Source organism: Bradyrhizobium sp. P3_C3, from assembly GCF_056402655.1.
In genome coordinates this window covers 95,678-107,154 of sequence record NZ_JBFUGY010000015.1, presented here as the reverse complement: position 1 = coordinate 107,154, position 11,477 = coordinate 95,678, and the positions used below count along the sequence as shown (strand labels likewise).

Below are 11,477 nucleotides of genomic sequence, written 5' to 3'. Positions count from 1 at the left end.
ACGTCCAGAGCCCTCGCAAATTCCGTACCAGAAGCCTACGTCGGTATTTTGCGGTGCAGTATACGCGATCTTGCGTATGCTTGCGCTGCACAAATTCGAGCCATCCTCACGGCACCAATCGCGTGTCCTCGAACAAAAGTGGGGTGCTCATGTCAGACGAAGCAAACAAGGGTCTGTTGTCGCCGCTCCGGCGTAAACTATTGATGGGAATGGCCGCCCTACCTGCCATCACGATGCTGCCGCGGGCGTCCTTTGCGCAGGCCCCCGCGACCTCGGCGGTCAACACCACGGGCCTGGCGGTCACTGACACCGAGGTCACGGTCGGCATCCTGCACTCGGCGACCGGCACCATGGCCATCTCCGAGACCGGCTCGATCGAGGCCGAAAAGCTCGCCATCGAGCAGATCAACGCCATGGGCGGCGTGCTCGGGCGCAAGATCAAGTTCATCCAGGAAGACGGCGCCAGCGACTGGCCGACCTTTGCGGAAAAGGCCAAGAAGCTGCTCGTCAACGACAAGGTCGCGGCGATCATGGGCTGCTGGACCTCCGCATCCCGCAAGGCCGTGCTGCCGGTTATGGAGCAGTACAACGGCATGCTCTACTACCCGACCTTCTACGAAGGCCTCGAGCAGTCCAAGAACGTGATCTACACCGGCCAGGAAGCGACCCAGCAGATTCTCGCCGGCCTGAACTGGATCGCCAAGGAAAAGGGCGCCAAGTCGTTCTTCTTCATCGGCTCCGACTACATCTGGCCGCGCACCTCGAACAAGATCGCGCGCAAGCACGTCGAGAACGTGCTGAAGGGCAAGGTTGTCGGCGAAGAGTACTATCCGCTCGGCAACACCCAGTTCAATTCGGTCATCAACAAGATCAAGCTGACCAAGCCCGACGTGATCTTCACCGACGTCGTCGGCGGCTCGAACGTCGCGTTCTACAAGCAGCTCAAGGCCGCCGGCATCGACCTTTCCAAGCAGGCGCTGCTGACGATCTCGGTGACCGAGGACGAAATCGACGGCATCGGCGGCGAGAACATCGCGGGCGCCTATGCCTGCATGAAGTACTTCCAGTCGCTCGATAATCCCAACAACAAGACGTTCGTGCCCGCGTTCAAGAAGATGTGGGGCGAGAAGACCGTGATCGGAGACGTCACCCAGGCTGCCTATCTCGGCCCGTGGCTGTGGAAGTTGACGGTGGAGAAGGCGGGCTCCTTCGACGTCGACAAGATCGCGGCGGCCTCGCCCGGCGTCGAGTTCAAGGGTGCGCCAGAAGGCTATGTGCGCATCCACGAAAACCATCACCTCTGGTCGAAGACCCGGGTGGGGCGCGCCAAGCTCGATGGTCAGTTCGAGCTGATCTACGAGACCGCCGATCTCGTCGAGCCGGAYCCGTTCCCCAAGGGTTACCAGTAAGTCGCGACGTCGCTCGCGCCTTTCCGCAACACCAAGCCTCTCCCTGGCGTGGACAGCAAATCCACGCCCAAGACCCCCGCGTCGCGAACCTGCTCGCGACGCGGGACCTTATCCCTGACGGAGGACATCGATGTTCGGCGACTATTCGCTTGGTGATCTTGGCTCCATCTTCGTCATGCAGGGGTTTGCAGGACTGATCCTGTTCTCAGTCTACGTCCTGATGGCGCTTGGGCTTGCGATCATCTTCGGCCAGATGGGCGTCATCAACATGGCCCATGGCGAGTTCATGATCCTCGGGGCCTACGTCACTTGGATGACCTCGAATTTCTTCCAGGCCTATTTGCCGAGCCTGTTCAGCGGCTACTTCTTCCTGGCGATGATCCTGGCCTTCGTCGCATCCGGCGCGCTGGGAATGCTGGTGGAGTGGGTGCTGATACGGCATCTCTACAAGCGCCCGCTCGATACGCTGCTTGCGACCTGGGGCCTCAGCCTGATGCTGCAGCAGGCCTATCGTTCCGTGTTCGGCGCGCGCGAGGTCGGCGTCGAGCTGCCGCAATGGATGCTCGGCTCGCTGCACGTCACCGACAGCATCGAGGTGCCGATCAACGGCGTCTTCGTGATGTGCCTCACTTTGCTGATCACCATCGGCGTCGCCTATGTCATGTACAAGTCGCGCTGGGGCCGCCAGGTCCGCGCCGTCGTGCAGAACCGCATCATGGCCGGAGCCGTCGGCATCAACACCGAAAAGGTCGATCGCTACACCTTTGGTCTCGGTTGCGGCATCGCCGGTGTCGCCGGCAGCGCCTTTACGATGATTGGCTCCACCGGGCCAACCTCCGGACAGCTCTACATCGTCGATACGTTCCTGGTGGTCGTGTTCGGCGGCGCCGCCAGTTTGATCGGCACCATCGCCTCGGCCTTCTCGATCTCGCAGACGCAATCGACCCTCGAGTTCTTCATGTCGGGCTCGATGGCGAAAGTGCTGACGCTGCTCGCGGTTGTCGGAATCCTGATGCTGCGGCCGCAAGGGCTGTTCGCCCTCAAGGTCCGCAAGTGAGAAACTGGGGCTGATGCAATGACCGACAATCGTTTCTTCAATCGATCGGAGTTCATCGGAATTCTGGTGCTCGCGGTCTTCCTGGTGGTGGTCCTGCCGCTCACGCTCGACGTCTTCAGGCTCAATCTGGTCGCGAAATACCTGACCTATGCCTTCGTCGCGCTGGGGCTGGTGATCTGCTGGGGCTATGGCGGCATTCTCAGCCTCGGTCAGGGCGTATTCTTCGGGCTCGGCGGCTACTGCATGGCGATGTTCCTCAAGCTCGAGGCGTCGAGCGTGGAGAACACCAAGATCCAGTCGACGCCCGGCATTCCCGATTTCATGGACTGGAATCAGATCACCGCGCTGCCGCTGTTCTGGAAGCCATTCAGCAGCCTCACCTTCACGATCGCCGCCATCATTCTGGTGCCTGGCATCTTCGCTCTCATCATCGGCACCGCGATGTTCAAGCGCCGGGTCGGCGGCACCTACTTCGCCATCATCACCCAGGCAGTCGCGGCCATCCTCACGATCCTGATCGTGGGACAGCAGGGCTACACCGGCGGCATCAACGGCATGACCGACCTGCGGACGCTCAAAGGCTGGGACATCCGGCCCGACCACGCCAAGATCGTGCTGTACTTCTTCGAAGTGGGGCTGCTGTTCGTCTGCATCATGATCGCGCAGTTCGTCCGGCACTCCAAGCTCGGGCGTATCCTGGTCGCGATGCGGGAGAAGGAGGACCGGGTCCGCTTCTCCGGCTACAGCGTCGCGAATTTCAAGATCTTCGCCTTCTGCATCGCCGCCGTGTTCGCCGCGATCGGCGGCGCCATGTTCGCGCTCAATGTCGGCTTCATGTCGCCGTCCTTCGTCGGCATCGTGCCGTCGATCGAAATGGTGATCTACACGGCGGTCGGCGGCCGGCTCTCGATCCTCGGCGCGGTCTACGGCACGCTGCTGGTCAACTTCGCCAAGACCAGCCTGTCGGAAACGTTCCCCGAATTGTGGCTGTTTGGCCTCGGCGGATTGTTCATCGCCGTGGTGCTGGCCTTCCCGAACGGTCTCGCCGGGATCTGGGGCGACTACGTGCAACCGCGCATCGATCGCCTGATCTCGTCGCGCAAACCGAAACCTGACGGCTGGACCGACAGCTCGGTCGCCGACGGCGCCCCGGCGGAGTGAGGAGATCATCATGCTCGTAGGTCACCACGATGCCGATGCCACGCTGGCAGTGAGGAGATAGATCATGCTCGTCGGTCATCAGCCCAAGGAATTCCTGCTCGCGGTCGAGGCGCTGACCGTGTCGTTCGACGGGTTCAAGGCGGTCAACGATCTCTCGTTCTACGTCGACGAGAACGAGATCCGCGTCATCATCGGTCCCAACGGCGCCGGCAAGACCACCGTGCTCGACCTGATCTGCGGCAAGACCAAAGCAACGTCGGGCTCGATTCAGTTCCGTGGCAAAGAGCTGACGCGGATGAAGGAAAACGAGATCGTCAAGACGGGCGTCGGCCGCAAATTCCAGAACCCGTCGATCTACGACGATCTCACGGTGTTCGAGAATCTGGAGATCTCCTATCCGCGCGGACGCTCGGTGTTCGGCGCGCTGACCTTCACCCGCGACGCCGCCGTGCGCGACCGGGTGCACGAAGTCGCCGAAATGATCTTCCTGAAGGACCGGCTCAACGTGAACGCCGATCTGCTCAGCCACGGCCAGAAGCAATGGCTCGAGATCGGCATGCTGCTGATCCAGGATCCAGATTTGCTGATGCTCGACGAGCCCGTCGCCGGCATGAGCGTGTCCGAGCGCGCCAAGACCGCCGAGCTGCTCAACCGCATCATCAAGAACCGCTCGGTGCTGGTGATCGAGCACGACATGAAATTCGTCGAGGACATCGCGCACAAGGTCACCGTGCTTCACCAGGGCCAGATCCTCTCGGAAGGCACCATGGAGAAGGTGAAGAACGACCCCAAGGTCGTCGAAGTCTATCTGGGCCATTAAGGAGACGCGACGATGCTGGCAATTTCCGATCTTCACGTCGCCTACGGCCAGAGCGAGGTGCTGCACGGGCTCAACGTCAAGGTCGCGCCCAACGAGATCGTTGCGATCATGGGCCGCAACGGCATGGGCAAGACCACGCTGATGAAGTCGCTGATGGGCATCCTCCCCGCCAAAAGCGGCTCGGTGACGATGGACGGCGCCGAGCTCGGCAGTCTGCCGAGCTACGAGCGCGTCGCCAAGGGCCTCGCCTATGTGCCGCAGGGCCGCATGATCTTCTCGACCATGACCGTGAAGGAGAATATCGAGACCGGCCTCGTCGTCTCCGGCGGGACCGAGGTGCCGGCCGACATCTACGAATTGTTTCCGGTGCTGCTGGAAATGAAGGGCCGCCGCGGCGGCAATCTCTCCGGCGGCCAGCAGCAACAGCTCGCGATTGCGCGTGCGCTCGCGACCAAGCCGAAAGTGTTGCTGCTGGACGAACCGACCGAAGGCATCCAGCCGTCGATCATCAAGGAGATGGCGCGCACCTTGAAGCGCATCCGCGACGAAAAGGGGCTCTCGATCGTGGTGTCGGAGCAGGTCCTGAGCTTCGCGCTCGATATCGCCGACCGCGTGCTGGTGATCGAGAACGGCGAGATCGTGCGCGACGATCCGCGCGACGCCGTCGATGCCGCGCAGGTCTCGAAATATCTGTCCGTCTAACCAACCGCAGTAAAAGGGGAGCTTCTCGATGCCAGAGACACTGATCAAGGTCGATCTCACCAAATCGGCCTACGATAATGACATGGTGCACAACCGCTGGCACCCCGACATCCCGATCGTGGCCTGGGTCAACCCCGGCGACGACTTCATCATCGAGACCTATGACTGGACCGGCGGCTTCATCAAGAACAACGATTCCGCCGACGACGTGCGCGACATCGATCTGTCGATCGTGCACTTCCTGTCCGGCCCGATCGGCGTCAAGGGCGCCGAGCCCGGCGACCTCCTCGTCGTCGACCTGCTCGATGTCGGCCCGATGAAGGAGAGCCTGTGGGGCTTCAACGGCTTCTTCTCCAAGCAGAACGGCGGCGGCTTCCTCACCGATCACTTCCCGCTGGCGCAGAAGTCGATCTGGGACATCAAGGGTCTCTACACCTCGTCGCGTCACGTTCCCGGCGTGAATTTCGCCGGTCTGATCCATCCCGGCCTGATCGGCTGTCTGCCCGATCCGAAGATGCTGGACATGTGGAACAAGCGCGAGGCCGAGCTGATCTCGACCAACCCGACCCGCGTGCCCGGCCTCGCCAATCCGCCATTCGCGCCGACCGCCCATGGCGGCCGCGCCAAGGGTGACGTCAAGGACAAGATCGGCGCGGAAGGCGCGCGCACGGTTCCGCCGCGCGAGCATGGCGGCAATTGCGACATCAAGGATCTCTCGCGCGGCTCGAAGATCTACTTCCCGGTCTACGTGCCCGGCGCCGGTCTCTCGATGGGCGATCTGCATTTCAGCCAGGGCGACGGCGAGATCACCTTCTGCGGTGCCATCGAGATGGCCGGCTGGCTGCATCTGAAGGTCGAGGTGATCAAGGACGGCATGGCGAAGTACGGCATCAAGAACCCGATCTTCAAGCCGTCGCCGATCACGCCGAACTACAAGGACTATCTGATCTTCGAGGGCATCTCGGTCGACGAGGCCGGCAAGCAGCACTATCTCGACGTCCACATTGCCTATCGCCAGGCCTGCCTCAACGCGATCGAGTATCTGAAGAAGTTCGGCTACTCCGGCGCCCAGGCTTATTCGATCCTCGGCACCGCGCCGTGCCAAGGCCACATCTCCGGCGTGGTCGACGTTCCCAATGCCTGCGCCACGCTATGGCTGCCGACCGAAATCTTCGACTTCGACGTGATGCCGTCGGCGGCAGGACCGATCAAGCACATCACCGGCGATATCCAGATGCCGATCTCGCCGGACAAATAGTCTCCCTGCGCGACGGGATGCGGGACGGCGCGACTTTGCCGCCCCGCATCCGCCGCGGGAATTCTCTCACAGGCAACAGCGTAGGGATGGTGCGATGCCGGTCTATGAATATCTCTGTGACGATTGCGGTCCGTTCAAGGACCTGCGCCCGATGGCGGAATGCGACGATCCGCAAAGCTGTCCGCACTGCGAGACCATGGCGCCGCGGGTGATCCTGACCGCGCCGAATTTCTTCTGCATGCCGGCGGAGAAGCGCAAGGCGCACGCCGTCAACGAGCGCAGCACGCATGCGCCGCAGACGCTCGCGCAATACAAGGCCTCGCACGGTCCCGGCTGCGGCTGCTGTTCGTCGGGCAAGACCGTGAAGGACAAGAGCTCGACCGACAAGAAAAAGCCCGCGCGGCTGATGACCAAGACCAGGAGCGGCGCCAAGGGCTTTCCGACCGCGCGCCCCTGGATGATCAGCCACTAACTCGGTCGCTCGATCGACGGCAACCTCAAACAAATAAAAGACAGGAGCGCTCAAAATGCTTCACGGCGACATTTCCAGCAGCAACGACACCGTCGGCGTCGCGGTGGTCAACTACAAGATGCCCCGCCTGCACACCAAGGCCGAGGTGCTCGACAACGCCCGCAAGATCGCCGACATGCTGGTGGGCATGAAGGCGGGCCTGCCCGGCATGGATCTCGTGATCTTCCCGGAATACTCGACCCAGGGCATCATGTACGACTCCAAGGAGATGTACGAGACGGCCTCGGCGGTGCCGGGTGAGGAGACCGCGATCTTCGCGGAGGCTTGCCGTAAGGCGAAGGTCTGGGGCGTGTTCTCGCTGACCGGCGAGCGCCACGAGGAGCATCCGCACAAGGCGCCCTACAACACCCTGATCCTGATGAACGACAAGGGTGAGATCGTCCAGAAGTACCGCAAGATCATGCCATGGGTGCCGATCGAGGGCTGGTATCCCGGCAATTGCACCTATGTCTCCGACGGCCCGAAAGGAATGAAGGTCAGCCTGATCATCTGCGACGACGGCAACTTTCCGGAGATCTGGCGCGACTGCGCCATGAAGGGCGCCGAGTTGATCGTGCGTTGCCAGGGCTACATGTATCCGGCCAAGGAGCAGCAGGTCATGATCTCCAAGGCGATGGCGTGGGCCAACAACGTCTATGTTGCCGTCGCCAACGCCGCCGGCTTCGACGGCGTCTATTCCTACTTCGGTCACTCCGCGATCATCGGCTTCGACGGCCGCACGCTCGGCGAGTGCGGCGAGGAGGACTACGGCATCCAGTATGCCCAGCTGTCGAAACATCTGATCCGCGATGCGCGCCGCAACGGCCAGTCGCAGAACCATCTCTACAAGCTGGTCCACCGCGGCTACACCGGCATGATCAATTCCGGCGAAAGCCCGCGCGGCGTCGCGGCCTGCCCCTATGATTTCTACAAGAACTGGATCGCCGACCCGGAAGGGACGCGGGACATGGTCGAGGCGATGACCCGCTCGACGCCGGGGACGGAGGAATGTCCGATCGACGGCATCCCGAATGGGTCGGCGGCGAGCAATTACTGAGCTATTGCGGACGGCGCGCTTGCCATTCATGCGAATGCACCGAGGAATGGGGGCACGGGGCGCGGCCCTGGATGATCAGCCAAGATGTGAACAGCTGTACATGGAACGGACATTCTGACGCATGGGCGCATGCGCGGGGTAGGAATTGAGCCCGGCAAAACCGTGGCTCGGTTGCAACATGAGTTGTTGAATCTGCCCAAGTTGCGGTCCCGTTGGCTGATTCTCGAGGAACCGTAGTTCTACCGGCCAGCCTCATGGCCTAAGTTCCTCGCGGCGCCGCTGGGGAGCGCCGCGGGTGAGGGGAAGAGCGTGGGGGCTTGGTTGCCATCGAGCGGGCGGGGTTGCTCGCGTCGTGCCACCGCTGTTCGCGCGGCATTCTGGATCGGCCTCGCCTTGAGCGCGGCGGCGGCGGCGAGCCCCGCAGCAGCGCAGCAAATCTTCAACGGGTCGCAGACCACGCCGAACGGCGCCGTCAACGGCGGAGGCGGCGTCTGGGACACCACCACCACGAATTGGACGGACGTCTTCGGTTCGACCAGCACTGCTTACGATCCCTCGTCAGTCGGCACGGTGTTCGGCTACTCGGGAGTCTCGACGCCGGCAAGCGGTGGCACGGTGACGGTTACGCCAGGCGGCGTGCAGCTCACCAGCCTCGTGGGCTTCGACCTCACCGGCGACGGTTCTGTCTACACCATTCAGGGCGGCGATCTCAGGCTAGCCTCCGGGGGGACGACGTTCTTCACCAACGATGTCACCGGCACGACAGACCCATCGGCCGTGATCGCCTCGCGCATCACCGGCAGTGGTGGCATCTCCGTGCAGGGACCCGGCATCCTGGCGCTGCTCGGCGCCAACACCTATACCGGCGACACTTTCATCTGTTCGTGCGCAGCGCTGCAACTCGGTGACGCCACCCACACCGCGAGCATCATTGGCGCCGTCAACAACGAGGGCCTCTTCAATATCGTCAATGCCGATACGTCGGGAATTACATCGCTCCTGAACGCTGTCTCCGGCACGACGATGTTCCTCAACGCGACCTCCGCCAGCTCTATGGTGATCACCAATAACGGCCAGCTGTACTTCGGTGATCCGCTCGGGGGCGGCACCGACACCGCCACGGCCGGCCGGGCGACCATCATCAATGACGGCGGCTTGACCGGCTTCTTTGGCCGGACCAATGCGGGCACGGCCAACATCACCAACCAGAATGGCGGCGGCACCGCATTCCTCGATCAATCCTCGGCGGGCTCCGCGACCATCGTGAACAAGGATTTCAGCGGGACCGTGTTTGGTACGCTGTCCGGGTCCGATACTGCGACCGCCGGCAATGCAACCATTATCAACGAGGCCGATGGCCTGACCAATTTCGGTGCGTTCACGACGGCCGGCAACGCCACGATCATCACCAAGGACGGTGGCAAGACCGAGTTCTTCGATAATTCCACCGGCGGCAATGCGCGCTTCATCACCACCGGCACAGGCGTCGTCGATTTCGGGATCAGCCTCGGCCCGAACGGCGACGGCCGCATCACGGCCGGTTCGATCGAAGGCAATGGCACCTACTATATCGGTGGCGGCAACACGCTCGTCGTCGGCAGCAATAACCGCTCCGCGCTGGTCGATGGCGTCATCGGCGACTACGATCCCTGCGGGTGTGGTTTCATCGGCTCCGGCTCGCTGGAAAAGGTCGGCAGCGGAACGCTGATCCTCTCCGGCACAAACACTTACACCGGTACGACGACGGTGAATGGCGGCATCCTGCGGGTTGATGGCGACATCTCGCAATCTAGCCTGACCACCGTGAACGCGGGTGGTGCGTTGTTCGGCGCCGGCATCGTCGGCAACACGTTTATCGCCAACGGCGGTATCTACGCGCCCGGCGACGGCGGCCCGGGCTCAAGCATGCAGGTCCAGGGTGATCTCACCTTGCAGCCCGGCTCGGTCTATGTTGTGCAGGCCGGTAGTGGATTCAGCACGAGCCATGCGCTCGTCAGCGGCAACGTCACGCTGGACGGGACCGTGGGTGTCGCGCTGTTTCCCGGCAGCAAGATAATGCAGCACTACTCGATCATGCAGTTTTTCGGCAGCGCCACCGGTAATTTCGCCGGCGTTGCCGCGCCGGGTGGCCTAGTCGGCACCACGACGGTCGGGTCAAACGAAGTGTTCCTCGATTTCACGCTGAACTATGGCGCGAAATACGCGCTCAACATCAACCAGCAGAACGTCGCCACGACGCTTCAGAATTTCTTCAACGCCAATGGCTTCCTTCAAGCCGAATTCGCGGGCCTCGGCCCCAACGGCCTGACCCAGGCCTCCGGCGAACCGGCAACGGGTTCGCAGCAGACGACCTTCAATGCGATGAACCTGTTCCTTGGCCTCTTGACCGATGTGTTCGGCTCGGGACGCAGCGGCACATCAGGTGCGACGCCCTATGCTGACGAGCCAAGCGCGAATGCCTATGCGGCGACCGGCAAGGGCGGGCGTGACAAGAACGCGCGTGACGCCTTCGCCTCGATCTACCGCAAGGCACCGGCCGCAACCTTCGAGCAGCGCTGGGATGTGTGGGCGGCCGGCTATGGTGGCTCGCAGACCACCGACGGCAATGTCGCGCTCGGTTCGAACACCACCACCAGCAGCGTCTATGGCACCGCCGTCGGCCTCGACTATCGCTTCTCGCCATCGACGATCGCCGGCTTTGCGCTCGCCGGCGGTGGGACCGGCTTCAACGTCAACGGGCTCGGCTGGGGCCGCTCCGACCTGTTCCAGGCCGGCGCCTTCGTTCGTCACACGGCAGGACCTGCCTACATCACCGCTGCGCTGGCCTATGGCTGGCAGGACGTCACGACCAACCGCATCGTCACGGCCGCCGGCGTCGATCAGCTGCGGGCGCAGTTCAACGCTAATGCGCTCTCGGGCCGTGTCGAGGGCGGTTACCGCTACGCTACGCAGTGGATCGGCCTCACGCCCTATGCGGCGGCCCAGGCCACCATGTTCAGCCTTCCGAACTATTCGGAGTTCGCGGTGGTCGGCAACAGCACCTTCGCACTCAACTATGCCGCCAAGGACGTCACCAGCACCCGCACCGAGCTCGGCCTGCGCGCCGACAAATCATTCGCCGCGGCCGGTGGCCTGATGACCCTGCGCGGCCGCGTCGCCTGGGCGCATGATTACAATCCGGATCGCAGCGTCGGCGCGGTATTCCAGACCCTGCCGGGATCGGCCTTCGTTGTGAACGGTGCAGCGCTGGCGCGCGATTCCGCGCTGACCACGGCGGCGGTGCAGATGAACTGGATGAACGGCTGGTCTGCGTCGGCGACCTTCGAGGGCGAGTTCTCGAACGTCACCCGCTCTTACGCCGGCAAGGGCGTCGTGCGCTACGCGTGGTAGAGCGTTGCCACCCTCCCCTGGAGGGGGAGGGTCGATCGCGCGAAGCGCGAGCGGGGTGGGGTGATCTCTCCACTCGGGCACTGCATGCTGGGAAGCACTTTCACCCCACCTC

At 62.8% G+C, this 11,477-nt stretch carries 9 protein-coding genes; all 9 read left to right on the top strand.

The window, feature by feature from the left end; translation table 11 throughout:
• Window positions 1-149: 149 nt before the first annotated feature.
• The 9 genes from urtA (at window position 150) to AC1DW2_RS19185 (ending at window position 11,365) form a co-directional block, all read left to right on the top strand.
• Window positions 150-1,409, top strand: a complete 1,260-nt coding sequence (urtA, locus tag AC1DW2_RS19225) for an urea ABC transporter substrate-binding protein (RefSeq protein ID WP_166347864.1) — start codon at window positions 150-152, stop codon at window positions 1,407-1,409.
• Between the two features lie 130 nt (window positions 1,410-1,539).
• A complete protein-coding gene (gene urtB / locus AC1DW2_RS19220) occupies window positions 1,540-2,466 on the top strand; it encodes an urea ABC transporter permease subunit UrtB (protein ID WP_085404025.1) in 927 nt (308 codons plus the stop codon).
• 18 nt (window positions 2,467-2,484) lie between these two features.
• The gene (gene urtC / locus AC1DW2_RS19215) at window positions 2,485-3,627 is read left to right on the top strand and encodes an urea ABC transporter permease subunit UrtC (RefSeq protein ID WP_477006949.1); all 1,143 of its coding nucleotides are present in this window, start codon (window positions 2,485-2,487) and stop codon (window positions 3,625-3,627) included.
• Between the two features lie 64 nt (window positions 3,628-3,691).
• Entirely contained in the window at window positions 3,692-4,447 is a 756-nt protein-coding gene (urtD, locus tag AC1DW2_RS19210; RefSeq protein WP_011083791.1) for an urea ABC transporter ATP-binding protein UrtD, read from the top strand.
• 12 nt (window positions 4,448-4,459) lie between these two features.
• The gene (gene urtE, locus AC1DW2_RS19205; RefSeq protein WP_085404022.1) at window positions 4,460-5,149 is read left to right on the top strand and encodes an urea ABC transporter ATP-binding subunit UrtE; all 690 of its coding nucleotides are present in this window, start codon (window positions 4,460-4,462) and stop codon (window positions 5,147-5,149) included.
• 28 nt (window positions 5,150-5,177) lie between these two features.
• The gene (gene fmdA / locus AC1DW2_RS19200; protein WP_477006948.1) at window positions 5,178-6,407 is read left to right on the top strand and encodes a formamidase; all 1,230 of its coding nucleotides are present in this window, start codon (window positions 5,178-5,180) and stop codon (window positions 6,405-6,407) included.
• A gap of 94 nt (window positions 6,408-6,501) precedes the next feature.
• Window positions 6,502-6,879 (top strand): FmdB family zinc ribbon protein, encoded by a 378-nt coding sequence (locus AC1DW2_RS19195; protein ID WP_477006947.1) that lies wholly within the window; start codon window positions 6,502-6,504, stop codon window positions 6,877-6,879.
• Window positions 6,880-6,934: 55 nt separating this feature from the next.
• Complete coding sequence (locus AC1DW2_RS19190; protein ID WP_063979998.1) at window positions 6,935-7,975, top strand: aliphatic amidase; 1,041 nt, start codon at window positions 6,935-6,937, stop codon at window positions 7,973-7,975.
• 393 nt (window positions 7,976-8,368) lie between these two features.
• Complete coding sequence (locus tag AC1DW2_RS19185) at window positions 8,369-11,365, top strand: autotransporter outer membrane beta-barrel domain-containing protein (protein WP_477006946.1); 2,997 nt, start codon at window positions 8,369-8,371, stop codon at window positions 11,363-11,365.
• The last annotated feature ends 112 nt before the right edge of the window (window positions 11,366-11,477 follow it).

Bases quoted from the DNA above. Each gene is read 5' to 3' on its own strand.
- urtB (WP_085404025.1), top strand. From the start codon at position 1,540: ATGTTCGGCGACTATTCGCTTGGTGATCTTGGCTCCATCTTCGTCATG.
- urtC (WP_477006949.1), top strand. From the start codon at position 2,485: ATGACCGACAATCGTTTCTTCAATCGATCGGAGTTCATCGGAATTCTG.
- urtD (WP_011083791.1), top strand. From the start codon at position 3,692: ATGCTCGTCGGTCATCAGCCCAAGGAATTCCTGCTCGCGGTCGAGGCG.
- urtE (WP_085404022.1), top strand. From the start codon at position 4,460: ATGCTGGCAATTTCCGATCTTCACGTCGCCTACGGCCAGAGCGAGGTG.
- fmdA (WP_477006948.1), top strand. From the start codon at position 5,178: ATGCCAGAGACACTGATCAAGGTCGATCTCACCAAATCGGCCTACGAT.
- AC1DW2_RS19195 (WP_477006947.1), top strand. From the start codon at position 6,502: ATGCCGGTCTATGAATATCTCTGTGACGATTGCGGTCCGTTCAAGGAC.
- AC1DW2_RS19190 (WP_063979998.1), top strand. From the start codon at position 6,935: ATGCTTCACGGCGACATTTCCAGCAGCAACGACACCGTCGGCGTCGCG.